The sequence below is a fragment of the Rhizobium sp. PP-F2F-G48 genome (genome assembly GCF_004342335.1).
Taxonomy (GTDB): Bacteria; Pseudomonadota; Alphaproteobacteria; order Rhizobiales; family Rhizobiaceae; genus Ferranicluibacter.
Genome location: NZ_SLVH01000006.1, coordinates 149,582 through 165,558 on the forward strand (window position 1 = coordinate 149,582; position 15,977 = coordinate 165,558).

General features: G+C 65.6%; 14 protein-coding genes. 6 read left to right on the forward strand and 8 right to left on the reverse strand.

Features of this window, described 5'->3' with window-relative positions; genetic code table 11:
- Positions 1 to 2: 2 nt before the first annotated feature.
- Positions 3 to 1,631: an alpha-D-glucose phosphate-specific phosphoglucomutase gene (locus C8J36_RS15325; protein WP_132536108.1), complete on the forward strand. Its 1,629-nt coding sequence runs from the start codon at positions 3 to 5 to the stop codon at positions 1,629 to 1,631.
- A 122-nt stretch (positions 1,632 to 1,753) separates the two neighbouring features.
- Here C8J36_RS15325 and C8J36_RS15330 read toward each other — a convergent pair whose 3' ends face one another.
- Both C8J36_RS15330 and rpsU read right to left on the reverse strand, forming a co-directional pair.
- A complete protein-coding gene (locus C8J36_RS15330; protein WP_244481253.1) occupies positions 1,754 to 2,563 on the reverse strand; it encodes a tetratricopeptide repeat protein in 810 nt (269 codons plus the stop codon).
- A gap of 372 nt (positions 2,564 to 2,935) precedes the next feature.
- Complete coding sequence (rpsU, locus tag C8J36_RS15335; RefSeq protein ID WP_132536110.1) at positions 2,936 to 3,184, reverse strand: 30S ribosomal protein S21; 249 nt, start codon at positions 3,182 to 3,184, stop codon at positions 2,936 to 2,938.
- 447 nt (positions 3,185 to 3,631) lie between these two features.
- Between rpsU and C8J36_RS15340 the strand changes: the two genes are divergently transcribed.
- The 4 genes from C8J36_RS15340 (at position 3,632) to C8J36_RS15355 (ending at position 8,861) form a co-directional block, all read left to right on the forward strand.
- Positions 3,632 to 4,885, forward strand: a complete 1,254-nt coding sequence (locus C8J36_RS15340) for a sarcosine oxidase subunit beta family protein (RefSeq protein ID WP_062595881.1) — start codon at positions 3,632 to 3,634, stop codon at positions 4,883 to 4,885.
- Positions 4,886 to 4,946: 61 nt separating this feature from the next.
- Entirely contained in the window at positions 4,947 to 5,291 is a 345-nt protein-coding gene (locus tag C8J36_RS15345; protein WP_132536112.1) for a sarcosine oxidase subunit delta, read from the forward strand.
- Positions 5,292 to 5,323: 32 nt separating this feature from the next.
- Positions 5,324 to 8,320 (forward strand): sarcosine oxidase subunit alpha, encoded by a 2,997-nt coding sequence (locus tag C8J36_RS15350; protein WP_132536321.1) that lies wholly within the window; start codon positions 5,324 to 5,326, stop codon positions 8,318 to 8,320.
- The gene (locus C8J36_RS15355) at positions 8,313 to 8,861 is read left to right on the forward strand and encodes a sarcosine oxidase subunit gamma (protein WP_132536114.1); all 549 of its coding nucleotides are present in this window, start codon (positions 8,313 to 8,315) and stop codon (positions 8,859 to 8,861) included. Before C8J36_RS15350 ends, C8J36_RS15355 begins: the two co-directional genes overlap by 8 nt.
- Before the next feature lie 45 nt (positions 8,862 to 8,906).
- Here the strand turns inward: C8J36_RS15355 and C8J36_RS15360 are convergent, their stop codons facing one another.
- From C8J36_RS15360 to C8J36_RS15375, 4 genes are all read right to left on the reverse strand, one after another.
- Complete coding sequence (locus tag C8J36_RS15360) at positions 8,907 to 9,980, reverse strand: DUF2332 family protein (RefSeq protein ID WP_132536325.1); 1,074 nt, start codon at positions 9,978 to 9,980, stop codon at positions 8,907 to 8,909.
- Positions 9,973 to 10,488 carry a MaoC family dehydratase gene (locus C8J36_RS15365; RefSeq protein WP_132536323.1) on the reverse strand — a complete coding sequence of 172 codons (516 nt, stop codon included), beginning with the start codon at positions 10,486 to 10,488 and terminating at the stop codon, positions 9,973 to 9,975. Before C8J36_RS15365 ends, C8J36_RS15360 begins: the two co-directional genes overlap by 8 nt.
- Positions 10,489 to 10,520: 32 nt before the next feature.
- Entirely contained in the window at positions 10,521 to 12,476 is a 1,956-nt protein-coding gene (gene glgX, locus C8J36_RS15370) for a glycogen debranching protein GlgX (protein ID WP_132536116.1), read from the reverse strand.
- An 81-nt stretch (positions 12,477 to 12,557) separates the two neighbouring features.
- Positions 12,558 to 12,782, reverse strand: coding sequence for an aa3-type cytochrome c oxidase subunit IV (locus C8J36_RS15375; protein WP_062596017.1), 225 nt, complete (start codon positions 12,780 to 12,782; stop codon positions 12,558 to 12,560).
- A 167-nt stretch (positions 12,783 to 12,949) separates the two neighbouring features.
- On the opposite strand from C8J36_RS15375, the gene C8J36_RS15380 reads away from it, so the two are divergent.
- Positions 12,950 to 13,735, forward strand: a complete 786-nt coding sequence (locus C8J36_RS15380) for a gamma-glutamyl-gamma-aminobutyrate hydrolase family protein (RefSeq protein ID WP_132536118.1) — start codon at positions 12,950 to 12,952, stop codon at positions 13,733 to 13,735.
- Here the strand turns inward: C8J36_RS15380 and C8J36_RS15385 are convergent.
- Both C8J36_RS15385 and C8J36_RS15390 read right to left on the reverse strand, forming a co-directional pair.
- Positions 13,716 to 14,687 carry a 2-hydroxyacid dehydrogenase gene (locus tag C8J36_RS15385; RefSeq protein ID WP_132536120.1) on the reverse strand — a complete coding sequence of 324 codons (972 nt, stop codon included), beginning with the start codon at positions 14,685 to 14,687 and terminating at the stop codon, positions 13,716 to 13,718. The genes C8J36_RS15380 and C8J36_RS15385 overlap by 20 nt on opposite strands.
- A 170-nt stretch (positions 14,688 to 14,857) precedes the next feature.
- Positions 14,858 to 15,886 carry a LacI family DNA-binding transcriptional regulator gene (locus C8J36_RS15390; protein ID WP_092930444.1) on the reverse strand — a complete coding sequence of 343 codons (1,029 nt, stop codon included), beginning with the start codon at positions 15,884 to 15,886 and terminating at the stop codon, positions 14,858 to 14,860.
- Positions 15,887 to 15,977 lie beyond the last annotated feature (91 nt).

A 15,977-nucleotide genomic window follows, 5' to 3' on the forward strand; every position in this document is an offset into this window, starting at 1 on the left:
CCATGACCAAAACCGTGAATACGACGCCCTATACCGACCAGAAGCCCGGAACCTCCGGGCTTCGCAAGAAGGTTCCGGTGTTCCAGCAGCAGAACTATGCCGAGAACTTCATCCAGTCGATCTTCGACAGTCTCGAAGGCTTTGCGGGCAAGACGCTGGTCATCGGCGGCGACGGCCGGTTCTATAACCGCGAAGTCATCCAGATCGCCATCAAGATGGCAGCGGCCAACGGCTTCGGCCGCGTTCTCGTCGGCCGCGGCGGCATCCTGTCGACACCTGCCGCCTCCCACGTCATCCGCAAATACGAAGCCTTCGGCGGCATCGTGCTCTCGGCGAGCCACAATCCCGGTGGCCCGACGGAAGATTTCGGCATCAAGTACAATATCGGCAATGGCGGCCCGGCACCCGAAAAGGTGACCGATGCCATCTACGCCCATACCAAGACCATCGCGACCTACAAGATCGCCGATGTCGCGGACGTCAATCTCGATGCGGAAGGCGAGCAGGACGTCGCGGGCATGACCGTGCAGGTCATCAACCCGGTTTCCGACTACGCCGAACTGATGGAAACCCTGTTCGACTTCCCGGCCATCCGCGCGCACCTCGCTGGCGGCTTCCGCATCGTCTTCGACGCGATGAGCGCCGTTACCGGCCCCTATGCCAAGGAAATCCTCGAAAACCGGCTCGGCGCCGCCAAGGGTTCCGTGCTCAACTTCGTGCCCCTGCCCGATTTCGGCGGCCATCACCCGGATCCGAACCTCGTCCACGCCCGTGCGCTCTACGAGGAAATGATGGGCGACGACGCGCCCGATTTCGGTGCCGCCTCGGACGGCGACGGCGATCGCAACCTGATCATCGGCAAGGGCATCTTCGTCACACCGTCCGACAGCCTCGCCATGCTCGCCGCAAACGCGACGCTCGCGCCCGGCTATGCCAAGGGCCTCGCCGGCATCGCCCGCTCGATGCCCACCTCGGGTGCTGCCGACCGCGTGGCCGAAAAGCTCGGCATCGGCATCTACGAGACGCCGACCGGCTGGAAATTCTTCGGCAACCTGCTCGATGCCGGACTTGCGACGATCTGCGGCGAGGAGAGCGCCGGCACCGGCTCCAGCCACGTGCGCGAAAAGGACGGTCTCTGGGCGGTCCTACTCTGGCTGAACATCCTGGCCGTCCGCAAGGAAAGCGTCATCGATATCGCCCGCGAGCACTGGACCACCTATGGCCGCAACTACTATTCGCGCCATGACTATGAAGAGGTGGATTCGGCGGCCGCGAACGGCCTGATGGATGCGCTGCGCGCGCAGCTCGGCACGCTTCCCGGCCGCAAGCTGGGCGATCTCGTGATCGAGACGGCGGACGATTTTTCCTACCACGATCCGGTCGATCAGTCGGTCAGCAACAATCAGGGCATCCGCATCCTGTTCGTCGGCGGCTCCCGCGTGGTCTTTCGCCTGTCGGGCACCGGCACATCCGGCGCCACGCTGCGCGTCTATATCGAACGCTTCGAGCCCGACGCCGCCAAGCACGATGTCAATACACAGGTGGCCCTTGCCGACCTGATCGAAGCCGCGGACACGCTGGCCGGCATCAAGGAACGGACCGGCCGCACCGAGCCGACCGTCATTACCTGATCCCTCACCGGGCTTCCCTCCCGTAAAGAGCGGAGGCCCGGGGACACCTCAGCGTCAATCCAGAAACAAAAAACGCCGCTTCGAAGCGGCGTTTTTTGTTCATGTCGGGAGATGGATGCGCCTCAGGAAGCCGCCTTCACGCGGGCGAGGCCGGCCCGGGCGGGCTCGTATTTCGGATCGAGCTGCAGGGCATGGCTGTAGGAACGCTGGGCCTTGGCCTTTTCACCGCGGCGCTCATAGACAAGCGCCTGGTTGGCCCAGGATTCGGCAATCTTGCCGTTCAGATTGATGGCCGTGTTGAAATCGGCAAAGGCGTTGTCGTCGTCGTTCTGCGCGACATAGGAGATGCCGCGACCGTTATACGGCTCCGGCGAACTCGGCGACAGCGAGATGGCCGTCGAGAAATCCTCGATCGCCTGACCATGCTGGTTGCGCGCCTGATAAATCAGGCCGCGATTGTGATAGGCGCGGGGATCGGTCGTGTCGTTCTCGATCGCTTTGTTGAAGTCGGCAAAGGCCTGATCAAGCCGGCCGCTCTGGCGGTAGAGATTGCCGCGGCCGATATAGGCGACGTCGTAGCGCGGATTGAGCTGCAGGGCCGTGTTGTAGTCGGCCAGCGCTTCGGCGAGATCGCCCATGTTGCGCTCGACCAGCGCGCGGTTCGCATAGGCTTGATAGAACCGGGGATTAAGCTCGATCGCCTTGTTGAAATCGGCAACGGCACGGCGGAACTCGCCGGCACGCCCATAGGCGGAGCCGCGAACGTTGTAGCCTTCGGGATTGCTCGGATCATTGTTGATGACGCCCGAAAGCGACGCGATGTTCTGCTCGGAGCCCTGCGCGCGCTCGACCTGGAGCGTGCTGTCATTGGAAGGATCCGTCTGGCAGGCCGACAACAGCACTGCGGCGCCGAGCGCTGCGAGAATGCCCAGTCGGCTGGAACGCCGTGTGCCGCGGGACGCATCCCGGCCGGCAAAACCCTCTGTCGTCACAGTCGATGTCAAGATTGATCCCTCAAATCAAGAATGCCTCAGGCACGTCATATGTCCGCGGTCTTGCGCCCCGGCTGCCACTGTAACGCCGCAACGAGCGGTTCGTTCAGGCAAGTGCGTCATCCGTCGCGAATACACCATCGGCCGGCGGATACCAACCTTGATGACATGTCGCAGACAGGCCGTCTAGCTTTGCCGAAGCGAAACACGTCGCCATCAGGCGATCGTGAGGCCGGCATGCCGGCCATAGGGAAACGGCGGCGGCGCATGCATCGCCTCCGCCGTCACCAAATCCTCAAAGCGTGCCGCCGTTCAGCGTGCCTTGGCCGCAAACTTGGCGGCGGACTTGGGCATGGGCAGCAAGCCTTCGCGCTGCGCCTGCTTGCGGGCGAGCTTGCGGACGCGGCTGATGCCTTCGGCCTTTTCGCGCGCACGGCGCTGCGACGGCTTTTCATAGGCTTCGCGGGCGCACATCTCGCGGAAGACGCCTTCGCGCTGCAGCTTCTTCTTCAGCGCACGAAGCGCCTGGTCAACATTGTTGTCGCGAACGAGTACCTGCACGTGCTTACCATTCCTTGATATCGAGCCGAGACATGCTCAGGCTATTGTCTGTGGGCCGATCTCCAGGCTGTGCTAGAAGCAGAGCCGAACGGCGCGGTTCGTTGATCGCAAGGGCCGAAACCCCGCGAGGGTGGGCGGCAAGTAGCAGATGAATGCCCTAAAGTCCACCCGCGCCCGAAACGGACGCCGATGAAACCTATCTGGCACGCGCAATCGACATCTCAAGGGGTACCCTGCCTCAGTCGTGCCACGACCCGCGCCTAATCGCGCCTGGATCATTTATCGGCCGGCTTGCGGCCGGGGAACCGGGCGCGGCGCAGACCGAATCGCCGTCATTTTCGCAGTGTCGAAAGTGAGGGCGTGCCACGTCGCAAAATGGACGTTGCGACGCGCTCCGATTTGCGATGTGTTGAAGAGACGGGGCGTCCCGGACAGGAGATCAGGCGAATGCGCAAATATTCGGTTTTTGCCGTGGCACGCGAAGCCATGCGGGCGCACAAGGGCTGGGAAGCGCAGTGGGTCTCTCCGGAGCCGCGGGCCGCCTATGACGCGATCATCATCGGCGGCGGCGGGCACGGCCTGGGCGCAGCCTATTATCTTGCCAAGGAGCACGGCATCACCAATGTCGCCGTGCTTGAAAAAGGCTGGCTCGGCGGCGGCAATACCGGCCGCAACACTACCATCATCCGGTCCAACTATCTCTATGACGAGAGCATGGACATCTATGAGCACTCGCTGAAGCTCTGGGAAAACCTGTCGCAGGATCTCAACTACAACGTCATGTATTCGCCGCGCGGCGTGATGATGCTGTCGCACGGCATTCACGACCAGCAGGTGTTCAAGCGCCACATTCATGCGAACCGCCTCTACGGCATCGACAATGAGTGGCTGTCTCCCGAGCAGGCGAAGGACTTCTGTCCCCCGCTCGACATTTCGGCTGCCGCCCGCTTCCCCATCAACGGTGCCGCCCTGCAGCGCCGCGGCGGCACTGCCCGCCATGATGCTGTCGCCTGGGGCTACGCGCGTGCCGCATCCGACCGCGGTGTCCACATCATCCAGAACTGCGAGGTCACCGGTATCCGCCGCGGGCCGGACGGCGCCGTCACCGGCGTCGACACCAATCGCGGCTTCATCGGCGCGAAGAAAATCGGCGTCTCGGCCTCGGGCCACAACTCCGTTATCATGGCGATGGCTGGCGTGCGCGTGCCGCTGCATTCGGTGCCCCTGCAGGCGCTGGTGTCCGAGCCGCTGAAGCCGATTTTCCCCTGCGTCGTCATGTCGAACACGGTACACGCCTATATCTCGCAGTCCGACAAGGGCGAACTTGTCATCGGCGCCGGCACCGACCAGTACAATTCCTATTCCCAGACCGGCGGCCTGCAGATCATCACCCACACGCTGGATGCGATCTGCGAACTGTTTCCGATCTTCCGCCGCGTCAAGATGATGCGCCAGTGGGGCGGCATCACCGACAACACGCCGGACCGCTCGGCCATCCAGGGCGTGACGCCCGTACCGAACCTGTTCGTCAATTGCGGCTGGGGCACGGGCGGCTTCAAGGCGACGCCGGGTTCGGCGAACCTGTTCGCCCATCTGATCGCCAAGGGCGAGCCGCATCGGCTGGCGGCGGGTCTGACGCTCGATCGCTTCCGCACCGGACGCCTGATCGACGAGGCGGCAGCCGCGGCCGTGGCGCACTGACCATGGCTGTCCCGGCCCGCTTTATCCGCAGCCTGTCCTTCCCCGCATCAGGAACACGTCCATGCTTTTGATCCACTGCCCCTATTGCGAGGAAGAGCGCTCCGAACTCGAGTTTCGCGCGGTCGGCGACGCCCACATCGCCCGGCCCGAGAACATCGCCGCCATCTCCGACGCGGAATTCGAGGAATACTTCTTCCTGCGGGATAACCCGAAGGGCCTGATCTTCGAACGTTGGCGCCACATTTCCGGCTGCGGCCGCTTCTTCAACGCGGCGCGCGACACGGTCAGCGACCGATTCCTGAAGACGTACAAGGCGGGCGAGCCGAAGCCGTCGCTGCCGATCGCCGCCATGACCGACGAGACCGTCGTCGAAACCTATGAAGCCACGGAAGGACGCGCGGAATGAGCGGCGCCAATCGGACTGCAAAAGCCGACAGCATGGGTGGAGCGAACCGCATTGCCGGCAAGGGCCGCCTGACGCCCGCGAGAACCGCGCGCTTCACGTTCGACGGCCGCACCTATCAGGGCCTGCAGGGCGACACCGTCGCCTCGGCGCTGATCGCCAACGGTGTCCACCTCGTCGGCCGTTCGTTCAAGTATCACCGCCCGCGCGGCATCGTCTCGGCCGGCCCGGAAGAGCCGAACGCGCTGATCGACGTGATGCGCGACAATGCCCGCCGTCAGCCAAACGTGCGCGCGACCGTTCAGGAAGTCTTCGACGGCATGACCGTCGCCTCCCAGAACCGTTACCCATCGCTCACCTTCGACGTCGGCGGCATCAACAACATCCTCGCGCCCTTCTTTGCCGCCGGCTTCTACTACAAGACCTTCATGTGGCCGAAGCAGGCCTGGAAGAACATCTACGAGCCCCGCATCCGCGCCGCAGCCGGCCTCGGCGTATCCCCGACCGAGGAGGACACCGACGAGTACGCCAGCCGCTACGCCCATTGCGACGTGCTGGTCATGGGCGCGGGCGTCGCCGGCCTGACCGCGGCGCTCGCCGCCGCTGCCACCGGCGCGCGCGTCATCCTCTGCGACGAGCAGCCCGAAGTGGGCGGCGCGCTGCACCACGATACCGGGGTGACGATCGACGGCCAGAGCGGCTATGCCTGGGCGCAGAACGCCGCCCGCCGGCTTGCCGCCATGGACAATGTCACGCTCCTGACCCGCACGACCGCCTTCGGCTACTACGCCCAGAACTTCGTGGCGCTCGCCGAACGCGTCACGGACCACGTCTCCCGCCCGGCCCGCACCGCTCCGCGCGAGCGGCTGTGGCAGGTGCGCGCCAAGCGCGTCGTCATCGCCACCGGTGCCATTGAGCGGCACATGGTGTTTGCCAACAACGACCGTCCCGGCATCATGCTGGCCTCGGCGGCCCGCACCTATCTCAACCATTTCGGCGTCGCCATCGGCCGCAAGGTCGGCGTCTACACCGCGCATGACAGTGCCTATGAAGCCGCCTTCGACCTGCACCGCGCCGGCATCGCCATTCCGGCGATCGTCGATAGCCGCGAGCAGCCGGGTGCGGCGGTGCTGGCCGAGGCGCAGTCTCTCGGCATCGAGGTGCTGACCGGCCATGCGGTGACCGACACCAAAGGCAAGCTGCGCATCTCCTCCATCTCCGTCCGTCGCGTCAGCGGCGGCAGCAGCGCCCGCTCGATTTCGGTCGACGCGCTCATCACCTCGTCCGGCTGGACGCCGTCGGTGCACATGTTCTCGCAGTCGCGCGGCAAGGTGGCCTTCGACGCGGAAACGCAGCGCTTCCTGCCCGGCATCTATGCGCAGGACTGCGTCTCCGTCGGCGCCTGCAACGGCACCACCGACATCGCCGCAACCCTTGGCGAAGCCGCCGACGCCGGCGAACTCGCCGCACAGGCAGCCGGTTTCCCGGGCGGCACGCGCCTGGCCCTGACCGGCACGCAGGCCTTCGCCTGGACGGGCGGCATGGCGGGCGCGGCCTATGGCGCCGGCCCCGAGGACGACGTCAAGGCCTTCATCGACTTCCAGAACGACGTCTGCGCCAAGGACATCCGCCTGGCCGTGCGCGAGGGCATGCACTCGATCGAGCATATCAAGCGCTTCACCACCAACGGCATGGCCACCGACCAGGGCAAGCTGTCCAACATCCATGGTCTCGCCATCGCGGCGGAAACCCTTGGCCGCGGCATCCCCGAAGTCGGCCTCACCACGTTTCGCGCGCCCTACACGCCCGTGACCTTCGGCACGCTGATCGGCCATTCGCGCGGCGACCTGTTCGATCCCACCCGCAAGACGGCGATGCACCAGGCCGAAGAGGCCATGGGCGCTGCCTTCGAGGATGTGGGGCAATGGAAGCGCGCCTGGTACTATCCGCGCGCCGGAGAGGACATGCATGCCGCCGTTAACCGCGAGTGCCGCACGGTGCGCGAGACGGTCGGCATGTTCGACGCATCCACGCTCGGCAAGATCGAGGTCGTCGGCCCGGACGCGGCCGCCTTCCTCAACCTGATCTATACCAACAGCTGGGACACGCTGAAGCCGGGCCGCTGCCGCTACGGCATCATGCTGCGCGAAGACGGCTTCATCTATGACGACGGCGTCGTCGGCCGCATGTCGGAAGATCGCTTCCACGTGACCACGACGACGGGCGGTGCCGCCCGCGTCATGCATCACATGGAAGATTACCTCCAGACGGAGTTCCCGCATCTGAACGTCTGGCTGACCTCGGCCACCGAACAATGGGCCGTCATCGCCCTGCAGGGGCCGAAGGCCCGCGAGATCATCGCGCCGCTGGTCGACGGCATCGACATTTCCAACGAGGCCTTCCCGCATATGAGCGTGGCCGAGGGCCGGATCTGCGGTGTGCCGACGCGGCTCTTCCGCATGTCGTTCACCGGCGAACTCGGCTTCGAGGTCAACGTCCCCGCCGACTTCGGCCCGGATGTCTGGAACGCCATCCGCGAACGGGTCGAAGCCGTCGATGGCTGCGCCTACGGTACGGAAACCATGCACATCCTGCGCGCCGAAAAGGGCTATATCATCGTCGGACAGGACACCGACGGCACGCTGACGCCGGACGATGCCAGCCTCTCCTGGGCGGTCGGCAAGAAGAAGACCGACTTCGTCGGCATTCGCGGCATGAAGCGCCCGGACCTCGTGCGCGAGGGCCGCAAGCAGCTTGTCGGCCTTTTGACGAAGGATCCGAACATGGTGCTGGAGGAAGGCGCGCAGATCGTCGCCGACCCCAACCAGCCGAAGCCCATGACCATGCTCGGCCATGTCACCTCGTCCTATTGGTCGGAAAACTGCGGACGTTCCATCGCCATGGCGGTGGTGGCCGGTGGCAAGGCGCGGCTCGGCCAGACCCTCTATGTGCCGATGGCCGATCGGACGATCGCCGTCGAGGTGAGCGACATGGTGTTCTTTGACAAGGAAGGTGGCCGCATCCATGGCTGATCTCGCAACACGGACCCTGCCGCTTCGCGGCTTCCACGGCGGTTCCGCCACCGTTCGCCTGACGCCGGCCGCCCCCGCGAGCCGCCTGTCGCTCCGCGCCAAGCCGGATGCCGTCGGTGCGCTTGCGATCGCGCTTCAGCTGTCGTTGCCGACACGCCCGAAGACCTCGGCCACGAGCGGCACCCGCCACGCGCTCTGGCTCGGCCCCGACGAATGGCTCGTCATCGACGAAACGGAAACAGACCTTGTGGGCATCGCGGCCTCCGCCGGCGTGCTGCAGTCTGCGACCGACATCTCCCACCGCAACACGGCCATCCTTGTCGAAGGCCCGGGTGCCCCCGCCGCCATCAATGCCGGCTGCCCGCAGGACCTGTCGCTGAAGGCCTTCCCTGTCGGCGCCTGCTCGCGCACCGTGTTCGGCAAGGCGGAAGTCGTGCTCTACCGCACCGGCGAAACGGCGTTTCGCGTCGAATGCTGGCGCTCCTTCGCGCCATACGTCTCGGGACTGCTGGCAGCCGGGGCGCAGGACGCCGGCCACTGAACACTGAACACTGAACACTGAACACTGAACACGGCGTCGGGACCGTCAGGACGTGCCGGGCCAGCCGCGCCAATCGACCCAGCGGCCGTGGAAATCTGCGCGGCCGATCTCATGGCGCTCGCCGGTCGGCCACATTTGCAGCGTCAAAGCAGCCCCCGGCTCCGTTCCGTCGTTCTCGAGCGATAGACGCGCGAGCGGTGCCGCCTCGGTTGCGCCGCGGCCGGCGTCCGCGATCAGCGCCTCACCCCGCTCGCGGTCCTCTCCGGACAGATATTGCCAGGCGATCGTGTGATAGACGACATGCACGCAGCCGGGGCGCGGGACCGCCAGACGGCGCTGCAGCCACGATACCGCATCGACAGCCTCGACCTTTCGCTCGGACGACGCCGCAAGACCGATCGCGGCGCGCGTCCGCGCGATCCGATCGGCCTGATCCGCCCACAGATACGACAGGAGACGTTCCGCGTCCTCCGACCGTGCGGGATCGAGAGGCCGGAGATCGCAGCCGGCCCGGTCCTGAACCCGGAGGGCCGCCTCGGGCGGCGTACCGCCTGTCCAGTCAGGCGTCAGCCTCACCGGCGATTGCGGATCGCCCCAGGCGACATCTCCGAGACGATAGGCAAAGCGGTCCCAGTGAAGGTTCAGCCCGGCACTTGCGCCGACCTCCGAGAGGCAGAGCGGTTTGCCGAAACGCCTGGCGATGGTGAGGAAGCCCGGCAGGAGCGCGGACGAGCGTCGCACCTCGTTCGTCTGCGGCGGCGAATCGAGGCGCGCGAGGATCGTCTCGGCGTGATCGCGACAGGCGCGCTCGACCGCCTCCCATAACGTTGCGGGTTCCGTTGCGCGCGGCGGATAGACGGCTGCGAGATCCGGATCGGCACCGCCGAGAACCAGTGCATGCAGCGCGCCGGCAAGCCGCAGCGGAACCGAATCGGCAGAGGAGGCCGGATTTCCCGTCCAGCCGAGAACACGGCGTCCGACCGGATGCGTATCCGTCAGGCGCTCGGCGGCAAGGTCGCAGAGCGTGGCGACGAAGGGTGAGCCCAGCGCACGGCAGCTCGCCGCCTGCGAGCGGAAAGCCGCGCGGACGGCGGCGTCGCGTGTTGCCGCGTCAAGCATCATCCGGCCGATCCTTCGGGTCGAACTGGATGATCGTCAGCCAGGTCGCGGTCAAGGCCGGCCGGCTCTCCTGTTCCACCTCGACGGAGACCTCATAGGTGACGGCGAGCATGCCGGCGCCGCGGAACCGCGCTTCCGTGAGCGTGAAGTGACCGCGGACACGCCCACCGGACCGCACGGGCGCCAGAAACCGGACCTTGTCGAAACCGTAATTGATCGCCATCGTCTGTTCGCGCACCGTCGGCAGGCAATTGTAGTTCATGGCCGAAAGCAGCGAGAGCGACAGGAAGCCATGCGCGATCGTGCCGCCATAGGGCGTCTCGGCCGCGGCCCGGACAGGGTCGGTGTGGATGAACTGGTGATCGTCCGTCGCATCGGCAAAGCGGTCGATCATGTCCTGCGACACGGTTATCCAGTCGGAAATTCCGAGTTCGCGCCCGACGAGATCCTTGACCTCGCCAAGCGCGATCTCCGTGACGCGGGTCGTCTTCTCACCGTTCGCATCCATCTCGCTCATTCCCGTTGCATCATCTGCAGCCTTCAGGCGGCGTCGGGCGCCACGTACCAGCCGACCGAGCGGGCCGAAAGCTCCGTCGGCGTCCCCGCCTCCGGCAGCAGCGACTGCCAGCCGTCGCCCGGAAGCGTCAGAGCCGCCGCCGCATGCGCGCGGTTGAAGACCACGGCCAGCCGGCAGGTCTTGGCCGTCACCGCATCGCCGGTCGAAAGGATCATCGCGAGCCCGTCGGTGCGCTCGCCCTGCCAGTCCGCGACTTCCATCGGCCGGCCGTCGAGCCGGATCCAGGCGACATCGCCCGCGCCGGTGAAGAATTGGTCGCCCGCAAACACATCAAAACGATGACGGAGTTCGGCGAGTGCGGCGCACTGCGCGATCAGGTCCGCGTCGGCCGCCGCCCAGTCGAGCCAGGTGATCGGATTGTCCTGGCAATAGGCATTGTTGTTGCCCCGCTGCGTCCGACCGAACTCGTCGCCGGCCGTGATCATGATCGCGCCGCGCGAGGCAAAGAGCGTCGCGAGCAGCGCCTTCACATCCCGCTTGCGGGCGGCAACGATCGTGCCGTCGTCCGTTTCGCCTTCGGAACCGTTGTTCCAGGAGTGGTTCTCGTTGTGGCCGTCGCGATTGTCCTCGCCGTTGGCCTCATTGTGCTTGCGATCGTGGGAAACGAGATCCCTGAGCGTGAACCCATCATGCGCGGCAATGAAGGTCACGCTGCGGCTCTGCGTGCCACCACGCTGCGAGAAGATATCCGACGAACCGGCAAGCGCCCCCGCGAGCGAGCCGGTCATCCAGCCGTCACCCTTCCAGAACCGCCGCAGGTCGTCGCGCGCGCGGTCGTTCCATTCGAGGAAAGGGGCCGGGAAATGGCCGAGCTGATAGCCGCCCGGTCCGATATCCCACGGCTCGGCGATCAGCACGCGATCTTTGAGAAGCGGATCGGCCAGCATCTCGGTCAAAAGCGTCGCATCCCGGCGAAACCCCCCGGCATCGCGGCCGAGGATGGTGCCGAGATCGAAGCGGAAACCGTCGATCCCCGCCGCCTCGACGAAGTGCCGCAGCGTGTCGAGGATGAGAGACCGGACCGTCGGATGGTCGCAGGCGATGGTGTTGCCGCAACCCGTGTCGTTCACGAGCACGCCCGGCTGGGCATGCCGGTAATAGACGGCATTGTCGAGACCGCGCATGGAGAGGGTCGCACCCTCCCGATCGCTCTCGCCGGAATGGTTGAAGACGAGATCGAGAATGACGCCGATGCCGTCGCGATGCAGCGCTGCAACCGTATCCCTGAGCTCGGTCAGCCCCCCTGGCACCAGCCGTGGATCGAGCGCCATGAAGGCGACGGGATTGTAGCCCCAGCCATTGGTGAGGCCGAGAGGCGGCAGATGGCGCTCGTCGATCCAGGCGGTGATGGGCATGAGTTCGACGGCGGAAACGCCGATGCGCTTGAGGTGGGCGATGACGGCCGGGTGTGCCAGGGCCGCCACGGTCCCCCTCAGCTCGTCCGGCACGTCCGGATGCAGCATGGTGAACGGCCGGACCGCGACCTCGTAGATCAGCCCGTCTTTGGAAAAGAGGGGGGCGGCAACCCGCGCCTTCGGCACCTTGGTCACAACCGCCTTCGGCACCAGATCGGCTGTTTCCGCGCCGAACTGCGTCAGGCGGGTATCATGCCGAAACGGCCGGTCGAGCTCCAGCGCGTAAGGATCGACGAGAAGCTTTGCCGGATCGAACCAGAGACCGCGATCGGGGTCGTAGGTGCCGTGGGCGCGGAAGCCGTAGCGTGTTCCCATCGGCGCATCGGGCAGGGTCAGGGCGAAGACGTCGCCCTCCTCTCGGCCCATCTGCAACCGGCGCAGCTCGGTCTCGCCATCGCCGTGGAACAGGCAGAGATCGATTCGGTCAGCCGTCTGCGAGCGCACGGCAAAGCGGGTCCACCGGCCGGTGATCGTGGCGCCGAGCGGCCGTGTCGTTTCCGTCATGCTGATCCCTCTCGCTGCATGGCAACCGGGCCAGCTAAGAGCAAATCACGCAAAGATACAACGACTTTCGTGGCCGTAGGCTCAGCGCAGAAGGACGACGCCGGCGATATTCAAGAGCACGAACAGCACGAAACCCGTAAACCAGCCGGCGCTCGTGAAGAAGGCCGCAGCCATGGCGATCAACAGCGCCACGCAGAAGATGGTCAGGAACTTCGCCGCGCTCAGGAAATGAAGATAGGTCTTCTCGTGCTCGGGATAATCCATCGGCGCACCGGTTTCGGAAGGTCCCATCTGATGTTCGGCCACTGTCATTCTCCCCGCAAGTTTCCACGCCGCAAGATGCGGCACCTCTTGGTTTCAAGACATGCCCGCACTGTTCCGCGACGTCAAGGCCCGTAGAGCACGGGAGGCATTGACGGCGCGGCCGGTTCCCGGCAAGTCGGTGGGCCAAGCCCACGCCAACGGAGCGTCTCATGCCGAAGCCGATCATCGCCATACCCGCAGATTTCCGTGAGATCGAGGGCAATGTCTGGCACGCGTCCCCGCATCAATATGTGCGCGCCGCATTGAACGGCTCGGGTGTCATGTCGCTGCTGGTTCCGGCGCTCGAAGCCGGCAACGAGCCGGATGCGATTCTCGACCGCGTGGACGGGCTTCTGGTCAGCGGTTCCCGCTCCAACGTCCACCCGACGCTCTATGGGCGGGAGGCGTTGGACACAGATGGCCCGTTCGATCCCGGTCGCGACGCCACCAGCCTGCCGCTGATCCGCCGCGCGCTCGCCCGCGGCATCCCGGTGCTTGCCATCTGCCGCGGCATCCAGGAACTGAACGTTGCGCTCGGCGGCACCCTCGCCTCCGAAATCCAGGATCTTCCGGGTCGGCAGGACCATCGCAAGCCGGACGTCCAGGAACTCGACATCGCCTATGGCATTCGCCAGACGGTCATGGTGGAACCGGGAAGCTGCCTTGCCGGCGTGGTCGGCGCCGGCGCGGTACAGGTCAATTCCCTGCACCGGCAGGCCATCTCAGACCTGGCACCGAATCTCGCCGTGGAAGCGGTGGCCGACGACGGTACGGTCGAAGCCGTGTCCGTCATCGGCGCAAAGGCCTTTGCCGTCGGGGTGCAGTGGCATCCGGAATACTGGGTCGGCCGCGACAAGACCTCCAACGACCTGTTCGCAGCCTTCGGCGCGGCGGTCCGCGACTACAGCGAGGCACAGCGGCCAGCCAGCCGGCCGGCTACTTCGCCCGCCGCGTAAACGGCGTCTCGGTCACGGGCGTCAGCGCCTTGCCGTTTTGAAACCACGACACCAGATTGTCGACCACGAGGTCGGCCATCTTGTTGCGGGTGCCGACGGAGGCCGAGGCGACATGGGGCAGCAGCGACACCTGCGGCAGCGCCAGCAGCCCCGCGGGCACGTGCGGCTCGCGCTCGAAGACATCGAGCCCCGCCCCGGCGATCACACCCTGTTCCAGCGCTGCGGTCAGCGCGGTCTCATCCACGGTGATGCCGCGCCCGACATTGATGACGACCCCGTCGGACCCGAGCGCCTGCAGGATGTCCGCATTGACCGTGTGCTTGGTTTCCGCGCTGCCGGGCACGATGACGATCAGCGTATCCACGGCCTGCGCAAGCCCGAGCAGTGTCTCGTGATAGGCATAGGGCACGTCGTCGCGGCGCGAGCGGGTGTGATAGGCGATCTCGAGGTCAAAACCCTCCAGGCGGCGCGCGATCGCCTGTCCGATGCGACCGAGCCCGTAGATGCCGATCTTGCGGCCGCTCAGGGACAACGGGCTGAGCGGAAAGGGCCCATCCTTGACCCAGCGCCCGTCGCGCAACCATTGCTCCGCGGCAGGCAGGCGGCGCAGCGTGTTGATCAGAAGCCCGATCGCCGTATCCGCGACCTCGTCGTTCAGGACGTCGGGCGTGTGCGTGACCACGATGCCGGAGCGCGCGGCGTGCCCCGCATCGACGCCGTCGTAACCGACGCCGAAGTTCGAGACGATCTCCAGCATCTTCAGCGCATCCATCAGCGACGCCGGGACATTGTTGAACGTCGCGATGCCCGCAACGCCGGCAGCAAGGTCCGGCGTGATCAGGCCTGCATCCGCGCCGTCCACCTGTCTCACATCGAAGAGGGCCGTCATGCGCTCCAGAGCGCGCGGGTGCATCTTGCCGGGGATGAGAATGATCGGGCGATCTTGCGACATGGCGTGGTCCTTTCAGACGTCGGCGAAGAGGAAAAAGGCCGCAACGAGGGTCGTCGCAGCGCGGTGAGCGCTGCGGAAACTACCGCAAGGATCTGCGGCGTCAATTGAACCTGAGGTTTACCTTTGCCCTGCGCGCCTTGTCATAAAGCAGGCTCTACAAGACCGATCGCTCAATCGCCCTGCTGCAACCGCAAGGGACCGGTCGACTGTCGGATCCGCATTTCCGGCTTGATCAGATGGATGCCATCCGGCTCATGGCTGCCATTGAGGCGGTCGAGCAGGGCGCGGGCGGCGCTCCGGCCCACGTCCGACTGCCCGTTCCAGACCGTCGTCAGTGCCGGCGTGGCGATGGCCGCTTCCTCCAGATCGTCGTAGCCGGTGACCGAAACATCCCGGCCGGGCACAAGGCCCGCGCGCGCAATGCCGTTCATCATGCCGATGGCAACGAGGTCGTTCCAGCACACGACAGCCGTTGGCTTCTGCGGCAGCGACAGGAGATGCACGGCCGCCTCGAAACCGCCCTGCATGGAGCGCGGCCCGGGAATGCGCAGGTCCGGATCGACATCGATATTCGCTTTGCGCAATGCCTGAACATAGCCGAGATAGCGGTCGCGGCCGGTCGAGGTCAGGTCGGTTCCCCCAACCATGGCGATGCAGCGGTGGCCGAGACTGATCAGATGGTTGGTGGCGAGCGAGATGCCATAGGCGTCGTCACCCCGGAAAATCGGCACATCGACGCCTTCGATCGACCGCGCCACGAGGATCGCCGGCATGCCGTTGTCCTCGGCCAGCTTGATATCCTCCGGCGGCGTGCCGATGGCCGGCGACATGATCACCCCGTCACCGCCGAGCTGCAGCAGGGTTTCGATGAAGACGCGCTGCTTTTCGACCGAGTCGTAGTGATTGGAGAGAATGAAGGTCTGGCGGTCGCGATCGAGTTCCGCCTCGATGGCCTTCAGAATCTCGCCATAGAAGGGGTTCATGATGTCGTGCACGACGACGCCGATGATGCCGGAGCGAGAGGTTCGCAGGCTGGCGGCGCGACGATTGTAGATATAGCCGAGCGCCCGCGCCTGATCCTTGATCTTGTCCCGCGTGACCGACGCGACGAGAGGACTGTCCCGCAAAGCGAGGGAAACGGTCGCGGTGGAGACACCCAGTGTTTCCGCGATCGTCGACAGCTTGATCTTCTGCGCCACGTGCCCTCCCGGTCTGCCCGGCCATCTCCCTCAACGCCTTCGGCAGTGCCTGAAAACGCCCTTAAATCCTCTTAAACTGTTTAAATCGAGA

What these genes read in the sequence shown, in the direction of transcription:
- C8J36_RS15380 (WP_132536118.1), top strand. Translation starts at nt 12,950, where the DNA reads ATGCCGAAGCCGATCATCGCCATACCCGCAGATTTCCGTGAGATCGAG.
- C8J36_RS15360 (WP_132536325.1), bottom strand. Translation starts at nt 9,980, where the DNA reads ATGCTTGACGCGGCAACACGCGACGCCGCCGTCCGCGCGGCTTTCCGC.
- C8J36_RS15345 (WP_132536112.1), top strand. Translation starts at nt 4,947, where the DNA reads ATGCTTTTGATCCACTGCCCCTATTGCGAGGAAGAGCGCTCCGAACTC.
- C8J36_RS15385 (WP_132536120.1), bottom strand. Translation starts at nt 14,687, where the DNA reads ATGTCGCAAGATCGCCCGATCATTCTCATCCCCGGCAAGATGCACCCG.
- C8J36_RS15325 (WP_132536108.1), top strand. Translation starts at nt 3, where the DNA reads ATGACCAAAACCGTGAATACGACGCCCTATACCGACCAGAAGCCCGGA.
- C8J36_RS15350 (WP_132536321.1), top strand. Translation starts at nt 5,324, where the DNA reads ATGGGTGGAGCGAACCGCATTGCCGGCAAGGGCCGCCTGACGCCCGCG.
- C8J36_RS15340 (WP_062595881.1), top strand. Translation starts at nt 3,632, where the DNA reads ATGCGCAAATATTCGGTTTTTGCCGTGGCACGCGAAGCCATGCGGGCG.
- C8J36_RS15355 (WP_132536114.1), top strand. Translation starts at nt 8,313, where the DNA reads ATGGCTGATCTCGCAACACGGACCCTGCCGCTTCGCGGCTTCCACGGC.
- glgX (WP_132536116.1), bottom strand. Translation starts at nt 12,476, where the DNA reads ATGACGGAAACGACACGGCCGCTCGGCGCCACGATCACCGGCCGGTGG.
- C8J36_RS15365 (WP_132536323.1), bottom strand. Translation starts at nt 10,488, where the DNA reads ATGGATGCGAACGGTGAGAAGACGACCCGCGTCACGGAGATCGCGCTT.